Raw genomic sequence first — 26,349 nt, forward strand, 5'->3', positions numbered from 1 at the left:
TTTTATATCTATTCATACATTTACGAGCAATCCCATACCATGCAATTAGCTAATACCCTCGACACTCATGATGTACTGTCTGCTTGGCAAAATTATAGCCACAACAGCAGATGGGCTATGGCCATTATTGTCGATTGCCAAGGTCATAGTTACCGTAAACGCGGCGCTTTTTCCCTTGTGAACCAAGATGGTGAACAATTAGGCATACTAAGTGGCGGATGTCTTGAAGCCGATATAAGGTTAATGGCAAGAAAATGTATTTCCTTAAACAAAGTTTTGACCAAAGAATATGATGGCAGAGATGAAACCGATAGCTCATACCAAATGGGCTGTGGCGGTATAGTTTGGGTTAAATTCATTCCTCTTAATGATGCAAACAATCATTTAAACCTAACTGAAGTACTCAAGGTTTTAGAGCAACGAGAAAGTGTACGTTATGGATTAGATCACAGCAGTGATAACAATCAGAAAAACCTACCAGCAGCTATTCGCAGTTATGTAAATAGTAGTCGTGACGCGCAATTAACCATTAAAATCACGCCCAAAATTCATTTGTTAATTTGTGGCGGTGGTAAAGATGTCACGCCAGTATGTCAGTTTGCTAAACAACTGGGCTGGAAGGTGTCGGTTTGGGATCCCAGAGCCGCTTATGCTAATAAAAACGACTTAATGGATGCCGATACCATTTTAAAAGAACCCTTCTCTGTATTATCTAATTATGCAACTGAGATGAAAGTTAATTTTGCAGTACTTATGTCACATAATGTCGAGTTAGATACACAAGCGTTAAGTAGCTTAGCTAGTAGTGAAATTAACCATATAGCATTGTTAGGTCCTAAAAAGCGATTTGAAGATGTAGTAGCTGGCTGTGACGTAGATAGGTCTAATATTAAACCTAATCTATCTGGACCTGCTGGACTAGATATAGGAGGCGATTTACCCACGAGTATTGCTTTATCTATTGTTGCTAAGTTTCACGGAATTGCTTTTAACAAGTTTTAGGTAAAGGCTTTTATTTTTTAGGGATGGAGATGAAGATCATTTAACTCATTCAATTGCTCTACGGTATCAATATCAAGCTCTGCATTAGGTAACGAAAGCACCTTAACATTAGCTGACGATTTAATTAGGTTTCTGGCTCCTTTATCATTTTGTAACTCAAGAAGTTTGGGGAAATATTGTTTAGGAAATATCGCTGGGATACCTCTGTGGTCTGCATATTCTGCACAAACAATAGAAGATATGTCTTTGTGCCAATGATCTATTAATGACTGAATATCCCCTTGCGTTATATTTACCTGATCTACGGTTATAAACATTATTCCTGCACTATTTATTCCTGCACTATCTTCACCGCAATGACGAACCTCAGAGCAGTAATTAACCGCAGCTTTTATTGAACTCGACATACCTTGTTGCCAATTTTGATTAAAAACCACATAGCTGTCTTTCGATACACTGGCTAGATATTCGTTAATAACAGTATGGTGCGCACCGGTAATAATTAAAGGTTCACACTCTATTGAATCCAATAAGGCAATACTTCGTTCAATAAAGGTTTTCCCTTGATATTTGGCTAACTGCTTAGGAGAGCCAAAGCGAGAAGCCTGACCTGCGGCAAGTAAAGCTATCGTAAGCTTAGGTTGGGTTTTATTCATGTTATCCACTTTTATTGCCGCTTAAATTCATTACATAGACTAAGCACAGTTTAAGTGCTCTGTTATAAGAAACTGCTTAAGACATTATTGTTTTTCTGTTAGTTTTAGTCTTGCCACTGGCCTTAATATTTCCCCAGTTTCGTTTTGATTTACCTTTGCTTTTGCCTTTAAAAGGCACGTTAGGTAAGCCTGAAAAGTCTTGCTGTTTTGCTTGACCAACCATAGTATTCAATACTGACAACAAAGGCTGCATAAAACTTTGATAATTTACTTTTTGTTCGCAAATATCGTTAAGTGTCGCTTCCCATTGGGCGGTCATATCTGGCGTAGTCGCTTTGTCCGGCAATGCTTTTATTAAGGTCTTACCTACTGCCGTAGACTTTATCGCCTTACCTTCTCTGACTAAAAAACCGCGATTAAATAATAAATCAATAATACCTGCACGTGTGGCCTCGGTGCCAAGTCCATCGGTTTCTTTCAGTACTTTTTTAATTTCAGCGTCCGTTACATATCTCGAGATCCCTGTCATTGCTGACAACAAACTTGCATCGGTAAACGATTTTGGTGGTTGAGTTTGTTTTTGTAACACTTCACCTTTTTCGCAGTGCAACACATCGTTCATAGCAAGCACTGGAATATGCTGTTCTTGCTCATCTGTTTTATTAGAGCTGCTACTGGATTTACCCTTGTTTTGAAATAACACCTTCCAGCCAAGTTGCTGAACTTCGTTTGCATTAACTACAAATATTCCACCAGCAATGGTTAGTTCTAAATGACAATGTAAATACTGATAGGCCGAATAAAATTGAGCGATGTATTGGCGACAGATCAAGAAATAAATGTTTTTCTCCATCTGGTTTAAGTTGATATTAGCGGCCGACTTTTCTGTGGGAATAATAGCGTGATGAGCCGTTACTTTTGAGTTATTCCAAGCTTTACTTTTTAAACCTATGTCAGCATTACGAGCCATCTGTGCAATGTTTTCATCACCAGAGATTAAATGTTTCATGATGCTAGGAACTTGCGATAACTGCTCTGTTGGTAAATAGCGACTATCTGAACGCGGGTAGGTAATAAGCTTATGTCTTTCATACAAACTTTGGCAAACATCTAACACCATTTTGGCATTTAGCGAAAACTGCTTAGCCGCATCTATTTGTAAATTAGACAAGTTATAAGGCAGCGGCGCGTTTTGTTTTTTATTTTGTTTGGTGAGTTCGGTTACCAGTGCGTCTTGATTAGTGATACGTGTAGCCACGTTATTAGCTAGTTCTTGATTTGTAACACGCTTTTCATCATCACAATGGGGTAAACAAGCTGCACTTGGTTTCCACTTAGCTTTGAAAATTTGATTTGTTTGTGTGTCGTCTTGATATTGAATATGAGCATCAACTTCAAAATAGTCGTGTGGTGTAAAATTATCTATCTCATTATCACGGTTCACCACTAAACCTAAAATAGGTGTTTGCACACGTCCTACCGACAGTACGCTGTTATAACCGCTTTTCTGACCTTGTAAGGTGTAAGCACGTGTTAGATTTATACCATACAGCCAATCCGCTCTAGAGCGCGCTAGTGCCGATATAGACAATGGCATAAAGCTCATATTAGATTTTAAGTTATTTAACGAACGTTTAACTGCTGAAGTATTTAAGTCGCTAATTAATAAACGCTGAACTTGCTGTTTTTTGGTTTTACTTACTTTTAAATAATCAATAACTTCATCAACAAGTAACTGACCTTCGCGGTCTGGGTCTCCAGCATGAATAATTTGACTGGCATTTTTAACTAGCGCTTTAATCGCGGTTAATTGTGAGCGGGTTTGTGATTTAGGTTTTAACACCCATTTCTCTGGAATAATAGGTAAATGTTCAGCGTTCCATTTTTTATAGTGGGCTTGATACACTTCTGGGTCGGCCTGCTCTAATATATGACCAATACACCAAGTTACAATATCACCGTTACCCACTTCAATATGAGTTTTAAGATTTTTATGAGGTTTTGGTAATGCCGCAGCTATCGCCCGGCCTAAACTTGGTTTCTCAGCTATATAAAGTTTCATAAGATTTACTCTTAATATACTAACTTAGTGAGATATTAGTACAGTTAACTGTTTATGTATACAGTACCCATAACTGTTTTTATAATTAATTTGTATAAGAGCATTAAACTTTAGATTCGGGCGGCTAAACAAACGATTAATCAATAACGATATATTTAATTAAAATACCTAAAAGATCAGCCTGCTTGAAAGGCTTATTGATAAAATCGAAAATACCTAATGCTGACGCTTTATCTCTGTCTTCCTTACCAACACTAGCACTTAAAATCACAATAGGAATATGCTTTAGTCTAGAGTCATGTTTAATTCTATGAGATGCGGTAAATCCATCCATATTGGGCATTTGGATGTCCATTAAAATAATATCCGGCATATTGTCAGTTAAATAATCCAACGCTTCTTGCCCGTCCCCTACCAACTCAGACTTAACGCCTAAAGAGGAAAGTTGTTTTTGAACTATCATTTGATTTACCTTGTTGTCTTCTACGACAAGGATATTCATATTAGAAAAATCAATATTTTGATTATCTGACCCATTTTTTATTGGCAGATTTTGCTTATCTACGGGGGTAGATTTACCTAATTTTAACCTTATGATGAATTCACTGCCTTGGCCTACTTCACTTATCAATTGAATATCACCATGCATCAATGCACATAGCTGCTTTACAATTGATAAACCTAAACCTGTCCCGCCATATTTTCTGGTCGTAGAGCTTTCTGCTTGGGCAAATGAAGTAAACAAACGTTCCTGATCCTCAAGCTTAATGCCAATTCCAGTATCGATAACTTTAACAATTAAGCATCGGGTATCATCAGAGTCGTCTATGCATTCCCCCCAAACTTTAACACCACCAGATGATGTGAATTTAATTGCATTATTAATTAGGTTAATAATGATCTGCTTAAATCTTAATTCATCCCCGTTAACCCATAGGTCAAACGACGAACAAAACTCACAAGTTAAAGTAATCGACTTCTCATTGGCATTTTTATTTAACATTTCAATAACTGACTTAGTCACTTCAGAGGGTTGAAACGCAATACTCTCCAAAGTAAATTCACCAGCCTGCATTTTTGACAGGTCTAATACATCATTCACGATGTTTAATAAAATATTGGAGGCATTATCAATTTTAGTTAAATAATCTTTAGCAACTTCATCATTTGTTTCACGTTTGGCTATTTCGGTAAAGCCCATAATGGCGTTTAGCGGTGTTCTATATTCATGGCTAATGTTTGCTAAAAACAAATTCTTTGCTTCATTTGCAGCTTGTAACTCATTATTTTTATTTAATAACTCGGCTGTACCTTCGTTTACTTTACGGGTTAAACTTGATTTGAAGGTCACAATAAAAAATACAAACATCACGCATATAACACCAATAATACAACCGGCGACCATAATGCTTAAATACCCCCAATTTATTAAGTTGCGTTCGAAACCCGGCGTACTAGAAAAAGACAACTTGCCTTTTTTATCAAACATCTCTACATCGACTGAATGACTGAATAAACTGTGTCGGCTTTGATCATTTTGAGTGTAAACACTATTTTTACCGTAGTTTAATTGGTAGGTGAATTCATCCACACCGTATTGGTTATAAATATCAGACAGTAAAATATCAACTTCAAAAACAACCTCAACGACACCTATAAAATCTTCGATATCCTGAACGTCGGTTGTATAAATAGGATAGTAGACGAGCATTGATGTTAATTTTTTTGGCTGTTGCGCCAATGAGGTCAATGGTGATAATGCATAACTTTTAGTATTAATAGCGTTAATAACGGTTTCGCTTACTATTGGGTGGGTCGATACATCTAAACCAATTGCAGCTTTATTAATCTCTAACGGCTCAACAAAATAAATAGGTATATATAAACTTTGTTCTGGAGCGGTCACCATTCCTTTGTCTGTTAACTTTTTAATAGATATGTTCATTAACATTTCTTTTTTTAAGGTAGACTCAAACACTTCCCTATCTTCACCTTTCACATAAGGTAACCAAGCTAACGCTCTTATTTTAGTATCAGTATTGCTAATTATATTTGTGAATTTATTAAAATCATCTCTAGTCACATCAGTACTGGCTTGGAATAAACCATCTAATGACTTTAGATGATGTTTTATTCTTGCTTGAGTAATATTAAATTGTTCAATAAAAGGTTGTGTTGTACGAACAAAATTTACTTTCTTATTTTCGTAATCATCATTTGTTACAAATGAAAATATAAAGCTCACCAATAAAAAGCAGCACACGCTGGTTAATATTGACGGCAATGCGTCCCTGGCTTTTTTAACAAACTCATTCTTATATAAAAACAAGAAAATAGGTGTAAAAAATACCACACTCATAATGTCGCCAATCCACTTAACCACACCAATATAGGATAATGTAGTTATATCGATATCAACGATAAACCATAAGCTCGCGACAAAGACTAAGTTAGACCCTAGGCTTGCAATTGGCCCAGTAAGGAGTAAAAATTTCAGAGTTTGTTTGGGTTTATTAATATTAATAGGTAGTTTACAAAAGCGTATGACCAAGAATTTACTAAAGACTGGTTGCAAAAGACTTATGATAGAAAAAAGAAAAATTGAATAACTAGGTAATGAATCAAAATCTGCATCTTGAGTCATAGTAAATATCGTAGAAAGCAATATCCCTAAAAGAACCGAACGACCAAATAAAAGGTACATTCCGAGTATGACACCTGATGCAGGCCAAATAATACTGACATAACCAAATGGTAAGGTAAAACTTGTACCTAACTTAACGAGTAAGAAGTGAATACAAAAAGAAATAAGAACTAACAATATTTGTTTCAAATTAAACTACTCATTATTAACCTACTGGCTATATTAATTGGGTTTTATTCATAGACTGCTATTTAAATTTAGTTTAATAGCAAAATAAAGTGACGCTATATTGTTATGTTTAACAAATGTAATCAAGCTGCTTTATTCATTAGTTTGAAACTACATTATTATTTTCATAAAAACACCATAAATCAAAGACTAACAAAACTGGTAACCAAAATGACACTTTAGTGTTACTGAACCAACATAAATATGAAACAAAATTGTCAAATTTCATTGTTAACTTAAGTCAAACCTTACAATGAGATTATTTATGAACGAACAATGGATCTTATATTTATTATTATGTGTTGCCACGACGTTAGTACTACGAAAAGTAGCTATTAGATTACGGTTATCAAAAGCCAAACATAAATCTATGCGAGGACACAGCAAATGGTCTCGTCGTATAGCGGGCTGGATTAAATTTTTTGATTATTCACCACAACAGTACTTTAGTATTGACGATGCTCCTCTAGATATTGTAAACCAACGCATTAAAGCTTTTGATGAGCTGACTAGCAAAGCCAAAACACAATCATCTAAAACCCTTGAACAATACAAACAAATTTCAAACGACATCTCAGATGTGCAATTTACCAGTATGTATCGTGTTCCCTTTCCGTTTAGAACTCATTTACCAGAAGTCTTTAAACTTGGTTCCATGATCAATGAAAGCCAAGGCGTTAAAGTCAAAGATCTTGATGACAATTGGCGCTATGACTTATCAGGCTCTTATGGCGTTAATGTCTTTGGCTATGAGTTTTATAAAAGCTGTATTAAACAAGGATCTGAAAAAGTAGAAGCCCTTGGTCCTGCTCTTGGTTCATATCATCCATTAATTGCAGATAATGTTAGTAAGATAAAAGCAATATCGCAATTAGATGAAGTATCTTTTCACATGTCAGGTACAGAAGCTGTAATGCAAGCGGTTAGAATGGCGCGTTACCACACTAAACGAACTCACTTAGTTAGATTGTGTGGTGCCTACCATGGTTGGTGGGACGGTGTACAACCAGGTATTGGTAATCGTCGTCAAACCAACGATGTATATACTCTTGCTGACTTAAGTGAACAAACATTAAAAGTGTTATCAACTCGTAATGATATCGCCTGCGTATTAATAAACCCTCTACAAGCATTTCATCCTAATGCCGACTCAGCATCAGATGCATCACTTATAGCCAGTGACCGAGCAACTCACTTTGATAAAGCCGCTTATACAACTTGGTTAAAACGTATTAGAAAAATATGCACAGACAGAAACATAGTGCTTATATTTGATGAAGTCTTTACTGGATTTAGACTCTCTTACCGCGGTGCTCAAGGTTATTTTGGTATTCAAGCAGACATGGTTACTTATGGAAAAACCTTAGGTGGCGGCTTACCGGTTGGAGTATTGGCAGGTAAACACGAATTAATGAAACGCTTTAAAGACTCACACCCTGTGGATGTGTCTTTAGCTCGCGGAACCTTTAATTCACACCCTTATGTATTAGGCGCTATGAACGTATTCCTTGAGCGCATTGCACAGCCTGAAATACAAAAACTATACACAAGTATCGAACAAACATGGCAGCAAAGAACCTCTAACTTTAACCAACGTCTTAGCGAAGCTGACTTACCAATTAAAGTCAGTAACATGCATAGCATACTGTCTATCAGTTATACCCAACCTTCGGCTTATAACTGGATGCTGCAATTCTACTTACGTGCTAACGGCTTAGAATTGAGTTGGTTGGGCACTGGTCGTTTTATTATGAGTTTTGATTATACCGATGCTGATTTTGATCAAGTCATTGAGTTATTTATTCAAGCTGCTGAGCAAATGCAAAAGGATGGATGGTGGTGGATCTCGCCAGAACTAACCAACCAATCTATTAAACAAAAGTTCTTAAAAAACATGTTAAACGCAAGTTTTCCACGTATTAACAATTTATTTGGCAAAAAAGCAGTCGGTGTAACCACACCAATTCACAATCAAACGACAGATAGCGATAAGGTGTACTAATAATGGATAAATTAAACTCCAACGCAGCGTCATATCTTGATTTAACAAACTCTTTTAGCGACTCACATATGTCGGAAAAAGGATTTAGACAATCATTACAAGATGAGTTTAGCCAGTTCATCTCAAAGCAAGAAGAGCGTTTTCCCATTGAAGATTGCTTAAAGATTGACTTACATTGCCACGATCATAACAGTGACATTCCAGATGAACTTTGGGGACGTATTTTACGTTTGCCTGAGACTTGGTTAAAAACCAAAAAATTAGTCAAAAATTTAAAAGCGAATGATTGTGACGCCATTACTATTACCAACCATAATAACGCACGTTCTTGCTGGGCATTACAAGAAAAAAATGTAGACGTATTAGTTGCGGCTGAATTCACTTGTTACTTTCCAGAGTACGAATTGTACATACATATTTTGACCTATGGTTTTAACCAAAAGCAAGAAAACATGCTTAACAAAAAACGTCAAAATGTTTATGAATTTGTTAAGTATGCAGCCGAACAAGACATTCCATTAATTGTGCCGCATCCATTATATTTCTATACCAAGAACGACAAGATAGATATTACTCTGTTTGAAAAAATGGCGGTTATGTTCACCCGTTTTGAAGTGTTAAACGGCCAAAGAGATCTTTGGCAAAGTGTATTAACGCTAAATTGGGTAGAGAGTTTAAATGCAGAAAAAATTAATCAGTACGCTAAAAAGCATGACTTAAATCTGGCTGACTACAATGTAGATCCAAACCAAGCCAAAATACTTACAGGTGGTTCAGACGATCACACGGGTATTTTTGCTGGCTTATGTGGCTCTTATTTATATATTCCAAACTTAAAAGAAAGATTAAAAACAGAAATGCAATCTGACTTAGCTTTGGAAGCTATTAAAAAAGGGAATATCCGCCCTTTTGGCACTGTTGGTGAAAACGAAAAATTAAGTATTTCGTTATTAGATTATTTTGCTCAAGTCGCCACAAAAATAAAAGACCCTGGTTTGTTGCGTATTCTACTACATCGTGGTGGAACCTGGGACAAGGTTGGTTGTTTTGTATTAAGTAACGCCTTGCTTGAGATGCAAAAGAACAAAAAAACCATGAAATTTTTTGAATGCGTACATGACGCCCTACAAGGCAAAAAGCCTAACTTATTAGTAAAGTGGAAAGTATCTAAAGACTATCGCTTTTGTATCGACTACTTAGAGCGTATTGCCGAAAGCAGACAAAGCTCTAACGAGGTATTTGTTAAAACCGTAACTGAGTCGATTAACGAACTATTCACCTTTTTAAATCAGCTTATTAAAGACCGTATTGCAAAAGGCATTAAAAAGAATGAAGGCTTTATACCAACAGGCTTAACTACGGAAGAATTAACTCGTAAGTTCGAAATGCCAAGTCAACTTACCGCCCTATTTTTTGGTGATGGTAAAAAACAAGACAACATCAGTAACGTTCAAATAGGACAAGTGTTGGATAATTTATCTTTCCCTGTACTTATCTCTTCTATCCTTGCTGGCGCGTCATTAGCCTCTACCCGTGCTTTGTATCAAAACCGTGACTTATTAAATGAATTTGCTCACTACGTTGGCAAAAATGCACATCAAAAACGTGCTTTATATTTAACCGATACATTAAAAGACAAAAATGGCGTATCAAATTCATTAAGTGGCAAGCTAGCTGAAGTACAACGAGCTAATTTACCGGTGGATTTTTTAATCTGTCATCCAGATGCACAATCAGAGTCACATCTACATGTAGTAAAACCTGTCGCCACTTTTGATATCCCTAAATACGGTGAGCAAGAAATACGTATTCCAGATTTGATGGAAATCTCCCGAATTTTCTACAAAGGCGGATACGACAGAATTGTATGCTCAACTGAAGGACCAATGGCTGCGGTGTCTTTGTTTATTCAGCAAATGTTTAACGTACCTAATTACTTCTTTATGCATACAGATTGGATAGATTTCATAAAATGCACCACCAATTTAAGTCAATATGAACGTGACCGAGTTCGCCGTGTACTAAGAGCCTTATACGAACAATACAAGGGTGTATTTGTGTTAAACAATGAACACAAAGATTGGCTAACTAGCTTTGAAATGCAGTTAAAACCAGAACAAGTACATTTAACTGCTCACCATGCACAAAAGCGTGATCATTCAATCTTGCCAGTCGCTAAATCAAGTATTGTTGAAGGCGCGACAGAAGACACTCCAATACTGTTAGTGGCCTGTCGTGTAAGCAAAGAAAAAGGCTTGTTTGATTTACCTGAGATATTAACTGCGGCTAAAAAACAAATTCCAAACTTAAAAATAGTGGTTGCTGGCACAGGACCTGCGACCGACGAACTTAAGCTTGCTTTACCAGATGCAACCTTTGTTGGCTGGCAAAATAAAACTCAGTTAGCGCAACTGTATTTAAGCTTAGATTTATTTATTTTCCCTTCTAAGTTCGACACCTTTGGTAATGTCATTCTTGAGTCATTTACCCATGGCATGCCAGTTCTTGCTTATAACTGTAAAGGGCCAAAGGACATAATAAATCACGATATTAATGGTTACCTAGTTGATGATATTAAACAGATGAGCGAAAAGCTTGTTGAGTATTTTTCTGATACTGATCAGCAAGAAAATATGAAAGCAGAAGCACTTAAACGTTCAAAACAATATCAAGCAGAACCCATTATGCATGAATTTTTATCTAATATGGGATTAGAGCTACCACAAGGTTATAACCAAAATGTTAGAAGCAAAGAGCTTAGTCCAAGCCAAAGTCACAGTAAAAAGCAAAATCAACCAGAACCTACTCTGGCAAAGGCTTAGATAATGAAAACGACTATGGATAAACCAACAGATAAACTCACGTTTGCCGAACAAATGAACTTCTTAGTCACTAATCGTTTACCAAGACGTTGGTTAACTTTGTTTATTGGCCGTTTTAGTAAAATTGAGAATCCAATTATCACTAAGTTGTCATTAACAATATGGCAATGGTTTGCTGAGGACTTACGTCTTAATGAAGCTAAAAAAGATAAATTCACTAGCTTACATGACTGTTTTACCCGTGAACTAAAAGATGGAGCGAGGAGCATTGACCACACAGCTGATGTTGTGACGAGTCCGTGTGATGCCATTGTTGGCGAATTTGGCGAGATTAAAGATGGCCAGCTATTTCAAGCTAAAGGCTTTCCGTATCAGCTTAATGAGTTGATACCAAACACTAACATCAGTAACAAATACAAAAACGGCAAGTTTATCACTCTGCGTTTAAAGTCCAGCATGTATCACAGATTTCATAGTCCAATTAACTGTGACGTAAACAAAGTGACTTACATTTCTGGCGATACTTGGAACGTAAATCCAATCGCATTAAAAAAGGTAGAACGTTTGTTTTGTAAAAATGAACGCGCGGTTATCGACTTACATACAGGCTCTGACCAGCACCATATAACCTTAGTGCCTGTTGCAGCAATATTGGTGGCATCAATGAAATTTAACTTCATAAAACCGACCTTAGATTTGTTGTATCAAGGACCCAACGAGATTGACTGCCAACAAAGTTTCACCAAGGGCGATGAAATGGGTTACTTCCAACATGGGTCAACCATCATTTTATTTGCAAGTAGCAATTACAAATTTTGTAATGAAGTAAAACAAGGAGCGCGTGTAAATGTCGGAAATGCATTACTCGAAGGACACCTAGTTTAAACATTTGAAGAATTAACAAAAATTTACTTTAACTTTAACAACCAGCTTAAAGCAGGACTTACTTTTAATTAGGAATAACTATGACATTTTTAGAAGAGTTAAAAAAACAACGTTGGGATGACCACCGTTTCTATCACCATAATCGTATTAACCAATTTTTACACTTGCTTAGCGCAATGTGTTTTATGGTGAGTTACGCATTAGTATTTTATTACCCAGCTGCTGCCGCCTTAGTTGGTTGGTTATTATCAATGATATTAAGACAGTCTGGACACTTCTTTTTTGAACCTTTGACTTACGATAAAGTAAATCAAGTATCTCATGAACATAAAGAAGAGATTAAAGTGGGTTACAACTTACGCCGTAAAGTTGTACTGCTGTCAATTTGGGCGCTAGTCCCTGTTGTATTGTTTTTTGAACCTACTTTATTTGGTGCATTTGAAGCCCACACAAACATTTATGACTTTATTAATAACATGGCAATCACTTGGTTATTTATTGGTATAGGTGCGGTTTTATTTAGAACCTTACATTTATTTAAACTTATGGGTGTTCAGTCTGGTTTAGTTTGGTTTACTAAAATATTAACCGACCCATTCCATGACTTTAAAATCTACCGTAAATCGCCATTACACCTGTTAAAAGGTGAAATGTATGACGATATGACTGACTGGTATGAAGAAGTCCCTGTTAGCAACTAGACGACTTATTAATAAAACGTCTGGACAATAAAACAAAAACGGCAACTTAATTTAAGTTGCCGTTTTTATTTACGTTATTACTTACGCTTTGGACGTTCACTATTCAAAAAGAAGTATTTATAGAGTGATTGCCGTTATCCATCCTTCAGCTTTTAAGGCTTCAATAATAAATTCAACAGACAAGGCGGCTAAAATCATTCCCATAATACGAACAAGAATAGAAGCTCCACCAGTACCTATTACATTAAGTATTTTACCTGATAACAGCATAAATATAAGCGTTATCAATAAAACTGAAAGCATAACCAAACCAGTTGTCACTTGCTCTGTAATAGTGTGAGCATGATTATCAGTCAGTAAAATCACCGCTAATATAGCTCCAGGCGTAGCAGTAGCCGGAATAGCTAAAGGAAATACTGCAATATCATGTTCGGCATCAACTTCAACCTCTGAAGATCCAGATGAAAATACCATTTGCAGACCAAATAAAAATAAGATTATTCCACCTGATAGCTGAAATGATAATAAACTTATTCCCATAGAAGTTAATAGTATTTGGCCAATACCAATAGAACCAATTAGAACTAATGATGCATAAGCAATCGCTTTAAATGCTGTTTTACGGCGAGCTTCCACTGTCATTTTAGCCGTTAATCCAGTAAATAAAGCCATAGTACCAATAGGGTCAATTGTCGCCCAAAGGATCATAAAATCTTGTAGTAGTTTGTCTAACATTGATGAGTTTCTCTTCGTTATAGGCCATGTAGCTGGCTGAAAAAGGATTTTGAGTAAAAGAACTAAAGAAAAGGATCCGTTAACTTTTCAGTTTTTGCATTGGAAATTTAACCATTGAGATTAAATTTTTATAATTACGAATAATATGAATTTATATCCTCCTGCAAATTATCCCTGACTAACTAATAGTACGTTAGTTACTTTATCCGTCAAACTAGAATTAATAGGTTAATGAACAATTAAACACAAATACAGCACAAATTAGAAATAATGAGTTGTATTTCAGGAACATACATTGTTTAATCTAAACAAGCATTATTTAAATGATTGTTAATTATGAGTTTTTTAAGTCGCTATTTTGTACTTTCAGATCATCATACTCCCCAAACACAAGTACCCAATTGGCGAGTAAGCACATTACGTATCATTATAACTTCCGGCATTCTTCTGTGCCTGATGGTTTTCGCCCATGCCTCTAGCACAATAGTTGAATTTAAACTTGCCTACCCAAGCCTGATTATTATTGGCTTTTTAGCTACCATGTTCTTACTTTTACTGACCAGCTATAGGTTTTATACTTTTAGTGCTCATGGTTTGCTACTTTCCATTATTGCCGGCTCCGCATTAATAAACCTATTTGTCAGTAACTTAGAGTTAGCACAAGTCGGCTCTATGTACATGTATGCCTGCCCTATTCTTGCACTAATGTTACTTGGCTTTAGAACAGCACTATTTTATTCACTGCTTAATATTGTGCCGTTTTACATAATTATCAATGATATTAACCTGTTAAATTTAATAAATACCACAGAACGGCTACCAAATGACGACTTATATGTCACCGGATTAATATTTTTACTGTTTAATATTTGTATACCTTTAGCTCTCGCTCGTACTATTTTAGCCGCCAAACATTTAAATAAAGCCGTACTCAGTTCTAACACTTACCTCAAAGATAAAAATGCTCTTTACCGAACTTTTTTTGCTGAATCAAACAAAGCTAAAGTGATTATCAATAACAAATCTATTATTACCGACTTTAACCAACTTGCCGCTAGTACATTTAAATTCACTGACAAAATTAAGGAATCCAATTCAAAGCTTCATCGTTTTTTTCCTGAATTAGATCAAGTGAAATGTAAAAAATCTAAGCATTTAATCAAATATAAAAACGCAAACTTTTATGTTACTTGCGAATCATTACCTGACTCAAATTATGAAGTTTATGAGTTTACCGATTGCACTGAAGAGCTCGAGATAAGAAAAACCCTTATTAATATGGAGCAAGAGAATAAACGTTTACGTTACTATGACAATTACACTAACTTACCCAACAGGGATTGGTTTGAATTGCAATGTGAACGAGTCATGGCTAAATACAACAAAGATTTTTATGTTGTCCTTACTCACAGCGCCAGTAATGAATATTTTAATTTAAAGTTTAATAAAAAAGACGCTAACTTTTTATTAACCTCTGCATATAAACGCCTGAAAAGTAATACTGAAGGCCCATTATTATGCGCTCATATAGGGCCTGGTCGACTTGCCTTTATTATTAGAGCTCAGTCGATAAAAGAGCTCAAAACCAAATTATTAACTGAAATAAAACAAACCTTAGACGAGGCTTACCCTTTATCAGGTTCAAAGTGTCATCAGTCATTTTTGTTTGGTTTTGCCAAATACGACGATAGCGTTAAAAACAGTGCGAAAGTTATTTCCAATGCAAATACCGCATTAAAACAGGCGAACATAAACACCCCATTTAGCGGTTACAGTGAAACATTTTCAAAAGAGTTTTTAGAAAAATATGAAATTTCAATGTTACTTGATGAAGCTCTACAAAATGCTGAAGTTGATGTTGCTTATCAACCTAAAGTTACCGCCAGTGGAGAGTGTATAGGTTTAGAAGCGCTTGCCAGATGGAACAGTCCAATATTGGGCAGTGTTGAACCAAGTAGTTTTGTCGCCATAGCAGAAGAATATAAGCTGATCAGTCGGCTAACAGATTTGGTGATCCAAAAAGTATGCTCTCAAATTTCATATTGGGCACAAGCTGGCGTTACCACAGTCCCTGTAGCAATCAATATTTCGTTGGTTGACTTTAATCAAGCTGATTTCCTACCTAGATTAGTTAAGTATTTAGCCGACTTTAATGTGAAACCAGAGCAGATTGAACTCGAACTCACTGAAACATCTCTTGATGCTAATCCAGCTCACTCTTTAAAACTTATGCGAATTTTACAGTCTTGGGGCTTTATTATATCGGTGGATGACTTTGGTGTTGGTTATTCGAATATTGCACGATTAGCAGACTACCCAATTAATAAATTAAAACTAGATCGCTCTTTGATAAAACAAATTACCAAATCTTCCAGACAAAAAAGTTTAGTTAAAGCCATTCATGTTATGTGTAAAGAACTTGATATTAAATGTGTAGCTGAAGGTGTAGAAACACTTGAGCAAGTTACTATTATGAATGAAATGGGCTGTAAGGAATACCAAGGTTTTTACTTCGCAAAAGCCATGTCCGCCGGTGCTTTTTCCAAACATGTTAAAAAGTTTGGCTTAACATTTAACAACAAAAAACAAACCGTTAAAGAGTCTCTAAACTAGAGACTCTTTATCTACTAGAAAATATAAATAAATTCACAGCTGAGGTGAGCTAGCCTCACAGCTTTTATCACTTAACTGTTTATCAAAAAACAAAGTTATCTCAGCCACTTCAACACCAAATTTACTCATAGCGGTTTTGTTAAATACTCTATATTCATCCAACATATACATCCAGTCATCCATAGTAAAATGATAAGTAGAGTCGTCTATAGGAACCGCTAATTGGTATTGCCATTGGAATGCAAAACCTGATTGCTGGCCATTAGCAATGCCAATCACATCTTCTGCCGAGCCTGTATAAGCACCATTTTCTAATTGAGTTAAACTCCAAGTACGGTAAGTTATCTCACCGTCGTCAAAGTAGAACTTCTCTTTTAGCGTGCCTTGTTCTTGTTGCCAACTAGCATCAATTTCCACACAAAACCGACGAGTCACTTCGTTAGAATAATCTTGGATCATGCCCCAAGCAATCATGTCACCATTGAAGTATTGTTTAATATCAAACTTTGGGTTTTGATCTTTGTAATGTGAAATATCGGTACTGCAACTTATTAGAGTTACTGATAAAAATACAGATACGCACACCATTACTAGGGTATTTAATGCTGTTTTCATTGCTCTTCCTTTCTTATTCATTACTTATGATTTATAGCTGATCACGAGTTCATCTATTAACAACTATTTACTGACAACTCCAATTAAGCTCTGTCTTAATTCTGGTTCACTGGTATCTGGTGATAACCATATTGCTAAAAACAGTTTATAAAATTCTTCATTATCAATGACACCAATATTCATATTGTTAAAATAAAACTCGGTACTTTGATTATTTCTGTATAAGGTTAATGAATCACCTGCACTTATATTTGGCCAAAGACTCTTAAGCCGTGGGATAAATGCCTCATAATCAGATTTTTTATACTTAAGGTGCTGCCACTGCTCTACCGTGCGCTTGATTAATTCATCCGCGCTAATGTCTTTTAAATATTCAATTTTAAAAATCACATCTTGATCTGAATTTTCTTCATAACGACCAGATTTAGTAAACAAATGGCTATTGTAAATATCCCAAAATAAAACTGAAAACTGTGCTGAGCCGACTTTATTAAACGCCAAAGTTTCTAACTCTTCAGGCAACTGGTCTTGTAATAGTCGTGCTAGTTGCTTTTGAGTTTCTATGTCCTTATTTGCTAGCGGTTTTTCTTCGGCTGCATTAATCCCAAATGGACTTAACGTTGCAGCTATAAAGCATATAAAAATAAATCGTCTAGTTAACATAGTTATCTCCTTTGCGTTTTATAAAAGTCCAACACTGATAAAACAGCAGCATTAATATTGACCAAATAGGTGCTAAAACAAAATAGGTTATATAAGGACCATAAGGTAATTCGACAGCTAAAAATGAAGCACCAGCCAAATAACTAAACGGTGGAAAAACAAAGCCAATGAGTAGTTGTAATCGTTTTGATTTAGCTAAAAATTGTAAACTATGGGCAATAGTTGCTGCAAAGGAAGCCCATAACATAACTAACCAAAGTGGGATAATGTGATGTTCTGGGAACTGGAATATTCCCGAAAGTGTCAGTACTGAATCAACCAAGATACCCGTTGCGGTAACCAAGCTAATTAACACAATTTCAGTACGCCATTGCTTATTTCCAGAGCGTTGACCTTGATACAAATGATATATAAGCCAACAAAGTGTTACCGGTATAAAATCATTACCGAGTAATACTAAGCCAAACCAAGACAGATTAAATCCAATTATATTTATTAACATACATCTACATTTTTTGGTGTTTTCATGAATTTGTAGATAATACGAAGCAAAAGCCAATTTAGATTAGATTTATATAAAAATAATAACAACTAAGCCCAGAAGCTGAGTTAAGCTGCAAAATCAAGACATATATTAAATTTAACTACCATTTATTTGCTGACGCAGCTTGCCAGTCATCCAAAAATATTTCAGGCACAGTGTCATTTTCTAATAAGCACCCTGGTGTTATTACTGGATATAATTTCTCATAGGTAGTGGCATTGGTTCTATCGAGTCGTCGATAAACATGGCTCATATTGAGCTCACTTTGCGAATGAAGACCACAAGCGCCCATTAATTCAGTTAAGTTAACCAAGGTTGCTTTATGAAAGTTAAACACGCGTTCGCCTTTGCTTTCTATGTCTAGAAATTTGTAGCGTCTTGGATCTTGTGTGGCTATGCCGGTAGGACATTTGTCCGTATTACAACTGCGAGATTGAATACAGCCCAACGCTAGCATCATGCCTCGTGCTGAGTTTACTGTATCGGCACCTAGAGCAATAATACGGGCAACGTGGAAGGCCGAGAATATTTTAGCCGATGCAATAACACGAACTTTTTCACGTAAACCAACACCAATAAGCGCGCGATTTACAAATACTACAGCTTCATTTAACGGCATACCTACAGAGTTAGTAAACTCGATTGGCGCAGCCCCCGTTCCCCCTTCAGAGCCATCAACCGTAATAAAGTCAGGTGTGATCCTGGTTTCTAACATCGCTTTACAAATCGATAAAAACTCACGTTTATTACCTATACATAATTTAAAACCAACTGGTTTGCCGCCCGATAATTCGCGTAACCTTTTTACAAAATACAATAATTCAGTAGGGGTATTAAATGCAGAGTGAGCCGGTGGAGAAACAACATCTTGGCCTAAAGGCACATGACGTATTTCAGCAATTTCAGGTGTTAACTTAGCCGCAGGTAGAATCCCGCCATGACCAGGTTTTGCACCTTGGCTTAATTTAATCTCAATCATTTTCACAACATCAAATTGAGACTTAGTGGTAAATTTTTCAGCATCAAAATTACCATCGTCATTACGACAGCCAAAATACCCTGTGCCTATTTGCCAGATAATATCGCCACCGTATTTAAGATGATGAGGACTTAAACCGCCCTCTCCCGTATTGTGAGCAAAGCCACCTAATTGCGCACCTTTGTTTAATGCCATAATCGCGTGTTTGCTTAACGCGCCATAACTCATGGCTGAAATGTTAAGTACTGACGCTGAATAAGGTTTCTCACAATCAGCACCAAACAACACTCTAGGGTCTTTATTTTCAATATGTACTGGCGACAACGAATGAGTGATCCATTCATAACCGGACTCGTAGACGTCAAATTGAGTACCAAATGGGCGGGTATCTTGTACTTTTTTGGCTCGCTGATACACCAACTCTCTAAACTCACGATTAATTGGGCTGCCACTGAGATTAGACTCAACAAAGTACTGTTGAATTTCAGGACGAATTGACTCAAATATATATCGAAAATGCCCAACTAACGGGTATATGTTTAATAAGGTATGTTTTGACTGCGCTAGGTCATATAAAAGAACAAGTAAGATGGGAGATAAAAGCAATGCTAGCCAATATAGCTCGGTCAGCAATAATGCTGAGAAAGTAAAAACACAGATAAATATAATTGAATTGCGAACGCCCATATTGGTTCCTGCCTGATCCGGTAGATAATAAATAAAATTACTTTTAACAACTTTACCCCATCAATGTAGATTTATCTTTGTTTAAAACGTTTTCCCTTAGTAATTGACTATAAATAAAACACGACAACCGAATACAATTGCAAACTAACAAGCAACCGAATTAAGTTGCATATTAAAATACAACCATATATGGTTGCATAAAGTGACTTTATTAATATATTGTGATTAACAGCTATAAATAATGGGTAAATACTAATGATCGCGGTCTTAACTGGAGATATCGTCAACTCGACTAAGATGTCTAAGCTAATCTATGCCGATGTAATAAAAAGCCTTAAAGGCTTTTTGCATGACGCACATAAAAACTACGGAGCCACTGGTGAAATTTATCGTGGTGATGAATTTCAAATTCAGTACCCTACTCCTATTCATGCGCTAAAAAGCACATTACTAATTAAGCTAGCCCTGCATTTATCCGAATATTCAACAAAACCAATACAGTGCACATTATCTCTCGCTTATGGCGATTATGAAACCTACGACGAAAAACCTAATACCTCATCAGGTCCTGTTTTTATTGAGTCTGGCCGTGGATTGAGTAAAACTCAAAGGGGTGAATTATCTATACACTTTCAGCAACAAAAGGCTCAGAGAAAAGAGCAGGATGATATTCTAGCGTTAACTAAATTATTAACTGACTTTTTAAACCACCTGCTCAACAGACTCACCAAAAGCCAAGCCCAGTTATTGTATCAATACATAGAACATGACTTTGCAGAACACCAAAAAATGGCTGAATTCACAGGAACTTCACGTCAGAATATAAGCAATAGGCTCGGCAATATTGGGGCTTATTTAGTTAGGGATTACATGGCGATCATCAACAATAAAATAGCTCTACTTGGAGGAAATAGCTAATGGAACTACTTTTACTCTTGTTAACCGCACACTTTGTTGCTGATTTTTATTTACCAGCACATAACGGGAATAAAGCACTTAAAGCCAATTCGTTAACGTCTAGCTTTAACTGGAAACATGCCTCCATACATGGCTTGATTAACATTGTTGTGTTTGTCTTTGCCTCTTTAGCATTGCCTGACTCTGTTATGGTAAATGTCAGCTTTTTAGCAATGCTTACCTTTGTCGTTATTACTTGTGCATCACATTTATTAACCGACAATTTGAAGTTGCATCAAAACCTGCATCAAAATAACGAACTGGTTCATTTATTGGCCGTTCAAACCATCCATATTCTACTTATCTGTCTGCTTTGGTCCTGTATTTCGGATTTCACATTACAGCAAGTTAACGTATTTTTTAGTCATATTTTAACGGCTAAAAATATGGTTCTTGCGGTTTCCTACCTACTAATTTGTAAACCAGCGTCAGTCATTATTGCACTGGCTTTAAAAAAGCACACCGATAGTTTAAACGACAGTGACAATGCAATTGAGCACAAAAAAGCTCAAGGAAGCGAGCTGAAAAGCGAAGAAAACAGCATAAATGTAGATTTAAGCACTCCAAATAAGAAAACGACAGGCTTACTCTCAGCTGGTGCATGGATTGGTTATATTGAACGTTGTTTAGCTATCTCGTTTATTTTTATGGGACAGTTTGCTGGTATCGGTTTCTTGGTTGCCACCAAGACCATATTTAGGTTTGGCGATTTAACCAAAAACAAAGACATGAAACTTACCGAATATATGATGCTAGGAACTTTGTTAAGTTACGCTATTGCTATCTTTGTTGGTTGGAATGCTCTGCAGATTTACAAAACTCTGTAGTCAAAAAGTAAAAGTATGACATAAAAACACGAAGCCCTTTTTTAGTTAAAGAGCTTATCTACCAGGAATTAGAACAGAGGACTTAGCGCGTTGCAGCTGTACTTAACTTACTCAGCACTGTCGATATTTTATTAACAACTTTATCGCAGCCTTCAATGCTATGACGCTGCTTAAGGTACTCTGGGTTGTTATATGAAAGCCAAACGTTTTGCTCTGCATCCTGCATAATTAAAACCTTTTGAGGCAAATCAATAGCAGTTTGTTGCGCACATTGCATCAATGGCGTACCTACTTTAGGATTACCAAATATAATAACCTCAGTTGGCCTTAATTCTAAATTAACACTTTCTGCATTTTTCTGATGATTAATTCTGGCAAAGATAGTCAACCCTTTATCTTTTAGTATCGACTCAAACTTATCCGCTGTTTCTTTAACTGAATAATGACTTTGGTATGTAACTAAGCCGTCTCCGCTTATCTTATCTGGTGTAATATTATTAGAGTCACCATCATAAGAGCTAAAGTCAGCAACCGCATAGCAGGATACAAATAGAAAAAGCGCTGTCACACAAATATTTTTGTTCATAAATCCACCTAGCTAGTTATTTTGTTAGTTATTTGAAATCACACTTCTGTTAGCCTTAAGCTAAAGCATAGTTCAAACTAAATCAACTTTACCAATGAATAGGATCAACCTTGTAATACTGTTTTAATTGCTGATAAAGCATTGGGTATTTATGGTGAAACTTTTCTGACTTTTCAAAAAATACTTCACTGGCTACCGCAAAAAATTCTGCTGGATTAGTCGCCCCATAATAATCAAACAAAGATGGGATCCCAGCTTTAGCTTGTTTTCTTAATAGCTCGTATTGACTAGAAAAAACGTCGGACCAATCTTTATAATTTTGTCCTTTACCTAATATTGGTGCACCGTTGGCACTGCCATTTTCTTGATCCAGTTGATGGGCAAACTCATGAATAACCACATTATGTCCATCGTCTGGTATATGAGCGCCATCTACCGTATCTTGCCAAGATAAGACAACCTTGCCAAAACCCCAGGATTCGCCAGCAAGTGCCGTTCTATGTCGATGCATTACACCACCGGCTTCAATACTTTGCTGCTCTTTAATAAAGGCACTAGGGTAAACTAAAATAGTACCTAGTTTAGGATAATAATCCGTCTTACGATTAAGTAACAACAAGCAAGCTTGTGCTGCTACCGTTATTCTTATTTCATCGGTTATAACTACACCATTACAACCTATAAATCGCTTCTCTGCCAAAAACACCTGAATATGCTGTTTAAGCTGCAACTGCAGATCCGCTGGCATCTGTCTAAAATACGGCATACGCTGTTGAATAATACTCCGCCACTCTTTCTTAAAAGGCAGCGCTCTAACTTTATCGCGCTTATACTCACGCCAATACGGCTTAGCAACAAGAGACCCTATAATTAACACAGCGATAACAAACAAGAGTAAATACGACAAAATAATAAACTTCAGTAATTGGCTTTGTATTGAAATGAGTGCGAGGAAGATGAATATCAAGCGTCAGCTGGTTTTTAATTTATGTTTTAACTTTATCCTTTAACTTAAATGCCACCAGAACAAATTACTAATGATAGAATGATCATTATTGTCCTTTTTAATCTTCATTTTAGGTTTATGTAGTAAATGGAATATATCTCTTCAAGTTTTTTTGGTCGTTGTTTTGGCCGCTTTATTGGTAATCCAACATTTATAGAAGTTAATAACAATGGCTTAACTTTTGAAATCAAGGGGGATTCAACCAGTATCTTATGGGAAGAGCTTATTGTTCCACCTATCTTTCAGCTCAGTTTTTTTGGTCAAATAGTTACATTTATAACCGCAGAGAAAAAACATGTATTTACCATGCAAGCTTACAGCTGTGAGTATATGCAAAAAGCCAACTGTGATAATTTTTGGGCATTAGCCAATATCAAACGTGTTGAAAATATATTAGCCAGCATAAAAAAACTCACCGAAGATCGATACCTACGACAATCTTATATTGACCAAATTAACGCTTTAGTCAGTGCAGAATATACTCGCTGGTTCCCTTGGATTAAATCAAGTAAAGCACTCGCCAAGGTGTATCAAAAAGTAAAACAATTATCCTATTACCAAAACTGGGATCAACAAGCTATAAGCGAGCAACGCGAAAGTTATATCAATCAACAACTACAAGAACATAAAACCTTTTTTGATACTGTCGAAACTAACCCTTTAACACCTAGCCAGCGTAGAGCCTGTGTTATCGATAACGACAATAATTTATTACTCGCAGGAGCTGGCACAGGAAAAACCAGTGTTATGGTTGGTCGTTCTGGTTATTTAGTCAATAGCTCACAGGCAACACACGATGAGATATTACTGCTAGCTTATGGTAATAAAGCCGCAGCAGAAATGGATGAAAGAATTAAAGACAAGTTATCAACCGATAAAATCAAAGCCGCTACATTTCATAGCTTAGGTCTTAAAATAATTGCTGAAGTGGAAGGCGGAAAACCAAGTTTGTCGGTCTTTGCCGAAGATGAAAAAACCAAATTCAAATGGATTCAAAGTTATTTTGAAAAACTGATCAGTGAAAGCGCCCACTACCGAAAATTAATTGTCGAATACTTTAGCAGTTACATTGAACTTGAAAAAAGCTACTTTGATTTTAACAATCTTGGTGAATATCACCAGTACTTTAATGACAACGACATTCGTACTTTTAAAGGCGAAAAAGTAAAAAGCTTTGGTGAGCTTTATATTGCCAATGAGTTATTTTCTGAAGGTATAGAATACGAGTATGAAGCTAAATATATTCATGATGTTAAAACCATAGAACGTAGACAATACCAACCCGACTTTTTTCTTCCTGAACTAAACATTTACATAGAGTACTACGGCACCGATGAAAACGGTGACACCGCGCCTTATATAAATAAAGACGAGTACCACCAAGGTATTGAATGGAAACGAGATATTCATCAGCAATTTGATACCGTATGTATTGAGCTTACTTACGCTCAACATAAGCAAGGTGAATTACTTACTTCATTACATGACTCGTTAAAGACATTACTCGCGGAGCAAAAGATTGAGTCCACACCAGTCTCAACTGAATTTAAACTGGCACAATTAAGTGAAAGTGGCCGAGTTACCGAACTTGCTACTACCTTTGGTAAAATGGTTGGGCTTTATAAATCAGCTTGTCTAGATGAAACATTAGAGAGCAAGGTTATTGCTAACTCCGCATCCCCAAAGCAAACAGAAAAAGCTTTGGTTCTACTCAAACCTATTTTAGAAGCTTACCAACTGCATTTAACATCCCATGCTGAAATTGATTTTGACGACATGATCAACAAAGCATTAAGTTATGTTCAAGCAGGAAAATTTCAATCTCCGTGGCGCTATATCATGGTAGATGAATTTCAAGATATATCTGAGCCTAGAGCACGCTTAGTCAAAGCATTGCGTGATAACAATCAAGGTTGTTCTGTTTTTGCGGTCGGTGATGACTGGCAAGCTATCTACCGATTTAGTGGTGCGGATTTCACGTTAACCACTGAGTTTGCCAAGTACTTTGGACCAACATCTCAATCGACATTAGACTTAACCTTTCGATTTAATAACCAAATAGGTAAAGTGGCCACCGACTTTATTAGTAAAAATCCAGCGCAAATTAACAAAACAATCGAGTCGTTAAAACAACTTGATGCGCCTGCGGTTTCACTGTTAATGAGAGACACCATAAAACCAAGTGGCGCAAATAAAGACCTGGTAGATGAAATAGAAAACGGCGCAATAAATGATGTATTAGGCGCTATTATATCATCACAAATAGACAAACCAACAAGCGTCTACCTACTGGCAAGAACCTGGGCTCTTTTACCTAATAAACTAGAACTTAATAAAATAAATCTGCAATACCCATTGTTAACCATTGAGTCTCAAACCTTTCATGCATCCAAAGGTAAAGAAGCCGATTATGTGGTCATTTTAGGAATGAAAAAAGGCAAACATGGCTTCCCTTCTGAAAAAGTGACTCCTGCACTTTTGGATGCCCTGCTAGCAAAACAAGAGAATTTTGAACACGCTGAAGAAAGACGATTATTTTATGTTGCATTAACCCGAGCCAAACATCGCGCTTACATCATTACCGATATGGCTAACGCGAGTCCATTTGTAACGGAATTAATCAATGAGCATGAAATTGAACAGAACGAGTTTCCCACCACCGTAAATCAAACCTATGTTGATGATATAAACTGCCTCGTTTGTGAAACTGGCATATTAAAAAAGCGCACCGGCAACTTTACTTCATTTTATTCTTGTTCCCACTTTCCACGTTGTGATCACCAAGAAAAACCTTGTGTTAAATGCGAAAGTCCAATGACACGTAAACGCTATCTAGGTTTTAAATATTGCATAAACGACATCTGTCAAAATGTAATTCCCACCTGTGAAAAATGTAATGCCGAAATGGTGTTGCGTTCAGGTGCAAATGGAGAGTTTTGGGGATGTAAAAACTATAAAGGCAATGAGCCAACAAGTTGTAAGAACAGTATCAATGAAGCTAATATTAACTGGCCTGAGTCCGTGGCATAGCTCGTGGCGAGTAATAGTCCGTAACATAGCCTTGCGCTTTATTATGCGCACTCACTTACATCAAGATAACGCCCCATAAAGTTGAGCACAATGGCTCATTCAACT

The 26,349-nt window shown here is 36.4% G+C and carries 19 protein-coding genes; 9 read left to right on the forward strand and 10 right to left on the reverse strand.

The window, feature by feature from the left end:
* The first annotated feature begins 39 nt into the window (after positions 1-39).
* Positions 40-1,002 carry an XdhC/CoxI family protein gene (locus Q0940_RS10085; RefSeq protein ID WP_299267815.1) on the forward strand — a complete coding sequence of 321 codons (963 nt, stop codon included), beginning with the start codon at positions 40-42 and terminating at the stop codon, positions 1,000-1,002.
* A gap of 17 nt (positions 1,003-1,019) precedes the next feature.
* Here the strand turns inward: Q0940_RS10085 and Q0940_RS10090 are convergent, their stop codons facing one another.
* From Q0940_RS10090 to Q0940_RS10100, 3 genes are all read right to left on the reverse strand, one after another.
* Positions 1,020-1,658: a nucleotidyltransferase family protein gene (locus Q0940_RS10090; RefSeq protein WP_299267818.1), complete on the reverse strand. Its 639-nt coding sequence runs from the start codon at positions 1,656-1,658 to the stop codon at positions 1,020-1,022.
* 76 nt (positions 1,659-1,734) lie between these two features.
* Positions 1,735-3,720: a DNA topoisomerase III gene (locus tag Q0940_RS10095; protein ID WP_299267820.1), complete on the reverse strand. Its 1,986-nt coding sequence runs from the start codon at positions 3,718-3,720 to the stop codon at positions 1,735-1,737.
* Between the two features lie 136 nt (positions 3,721-3,856).
* A complete protein-coding gene (locus Q0940_RS10100) occupies positions 3,857-6,553 on the reverse strand; it encodes a CHASE domain-containing protein (RefSeq protein ID WP_299267823.1) in 2,697 nt (898 codons plus the stop codon).
* 304 nt (positions 6,554-6,857) lie between these two features.
* Between Q0940_RS10100 and Q0940_RS10105 the strand changes: the two genes are divergently transcribed.
* The 4 genes from Q0940_RS10105 (at position 6,858) to Q0940_RS10120 (ending at position 13,002) form a co-directional block, all read left to right on the forward strand.
* A complete protein-coding gene (locus Q0940_RS10105; RefSeq protein ID WP_299267825.1) occupies positions 6,858-8,594 on the forward strand; it encodes an aminotransferase class III-fold pyridoxal phosphate-dependent enzyme in 1,737 nt (578 codons plus the stop codon).
* 2 nt (positions 8,595-8,596) lie between these two features.
* Positions 8,597-11,416 (forward strand): glycosyltransferase, encoded by a 2,820-nt coding sequence (locus Q0940_RS10110; protein WP_299267828.1) that lies wholly within the window; start codon positions 8,597-8,599, stop codon positions 11,414-11,416.
* Positions 11,417-11,419: 3 nt separating this feature from the next.
* Complete coding sequence (gene asd / locus Q0940_RS10115) at positions 11,420-12,301, forward strand: archaetidylserine decarboxylase (RefSeq protein ID WP_299267831.1); 882 nt, start codon at positions 11,420-11,422, stop codon at positions 12,299-12,301.
* An 80-nt stretch (positions 12,302-12,381) separates the two neighbouring features.
* Positions 12,382-13,002 (forward strand): hypothetical protein, encoded by a 621-nt coding sequence (locus Q0940_RS10120; protein ID WP_299267834.1) that lies wholly within the window; start codon positions 12,382-12,384, stop codon positions 13,000-13,002.
* Positions 13,003-13,119: 117 nt separating this feature from the next.
* Here Q0940_RS10120 and Q0940_RS10125 read toward each other — a convergent pair whose 3' ends face one another.
* Positions 13,120-13,737 (reverse strand): MarC family protein, encoded by a 618-nt coding sequence (locus Q0940_RS10125; RefSeq protein ID WP_299267837.1) that lies wholly within the window; start codon positions 13,735-13,737, stop codon positions 13,120-13,122.
* Between the two features lie 336 nt (positions 13,738-14,073).
* On the opposite strand from Q0940_RS10125, the gene Q0940_RS10130 reads away from it, so the two are divergent.
* Positions 14,074-16,350: a GGDEF domain-containing phosphodiesterase gene (locus Q0940_RS10130; RefSeq protein ID WP_299267840.1), complete on the forward strand. Its 2,277-nt coding sequence runs from the start codon at positions 14,074-14,076 to the stop codon at positions 16,348-16,350.
* A gap of 33 nt (positions 16,351-16,383) precedes the next feature.
* Here Q0940_RS10130 and Q0940_RS10135 read toward each other — a convergent pair whose 3' ends face one another.
* From Q0940_RS10135 to Q0940_RS10150, 4 genes are all read right to left on the reverse strand, one after another.
* A complete protein-coding gene (locus Q0940_RS10135) occupies positions 16,384-16,965 on the reverse strand; it encodes a DUF3833 domain-containing protein (protein ID WP_299267843.1) in 582 nt (193 codons plus the stop codon).
* A gap of 63 nt (positions 16,966-17,028) precedes the next feature.
* Entirely contained in the window at positions 17,029-17,628 is a 600-nt protein-coding gene (locus tag Q0940_RS10140) for a chalcone isomerase family protein (RefSeq protein WP_299267846.1), read from the reverse strand.
* Entirely contained in the window at positions 17,618-18,130 is a 513-nt protein-coding gene (locus Q0940_RS10145; RefSeq protein WP_299267848.1) for a DUF2878 domain-containing protein, read from the reverse strand. The genes Q0940_RS10140 and Q0940_RS10145 overlap by 11 nt, the downstream gene beginning before the upstream one ends.
* Before the next feature lie 142 nt (positions 18,131-18,272).
* Positions 18,273-19,838, reverse strand: coding sequence for an FMN-binding glutamate synthase family protein (locus Q0940_RS10150; RefSeq protein ID WP_299267850.1), 1,566 nt, complete (start codon positions 19,836-19,838; stop codon positions 18,273-18,275).
* Between the two features lie 255 nt (positions 19,839-20,093).
* On the opposite strand from Q0940_RS10150, the gene Q0940_RS10155 reads away from it, so the two are divergent.
* The gene (locus tag Q0940_RS10155; RefSeq protein ID WP_299267854.1) at positions 20,094-20,756 is read left to right on the forward strand and encodes a hypothetical protein; all 663 of its coding nucleotides are present in this window, start codon (positions 20,094-20,096) and stop codon (positions 20,754-20,756) included.
* The gene (locus Q0940_RS10160) at positions 20,756-21,622 is read left to right on the forward strand and encodes a DUF3307 domain-containing protein (RefSeq protein WP_299267857.1); all 867 of its coding nucleotides are present in this window, start codon (positions 20,756-20,758) and stop codon (positions 21,620-21,622) included. Before Q0940_RS10155 ends, Q0940_RS10160 begins: the two co-directional genes overlap by 1 nt.
* A gap of 82 nt (positions 21,623-21,704) precedes the next feature.
* Here Q0940_RS10160 and Q0940_RS10165 read toward each other — a convergent pair whose 3' ends face one another.
* Both Q0940_RS10165 and Q0940_RS10170 read right to left on the reverse strand, forming a co-directional pair.
* Positions 21,705-22,208, reverse strand: coding sequence for a DUF302 domain-containing protein (locus Q0940_RS10165; RefSeq protein ID WP_299267860.1), 504 nt, complete (start codon positions 22,206-22,208; stop codon positions 21,705-21,707).
* Positions 22,209-22,296: 88 nt separating this feature from the next.
* Positions 22,297-23,118: a M90 family metallopeptidase gene (locus Q0940_RS10170; RefSeq protein ID WP_299268015.1), complete on the reverse strand. Its 822-nt coding sequence runs from the start codon at positions 23,116-23,118 to the stop codon at positions 22,297-22,299.
* 183 nt (positions 23,119-23,301) lie between these two features.
* Here Q0940_RS10170 and Q0940_RS10175 point away from each other — a divergent pair, with 183 nt between their 5' ends.
* Positions 23,302-26,244, forward strand: a complete 2,943-nt coding sequence (locus Q0940_RS10175) for a UvrD-helicase domain-containing protein (RefSeq protein ID WP_299267863.1) — start codon at positions 23,302-23,304, stop codon at positions 26,242-26,244.
* Positions 26,245-26,349 lie beyond the last annotated feature (105 nt).

The sequence above is a fragment of the uncultured Psychrosphaera sp. genome (genome assembly GCF_947500655.1).
GTDB lineage: Bacteria > Pseudomonadota > Gammaproteobacteria > Enterobacterales > Alteromonadaceae > Psychrosphaera.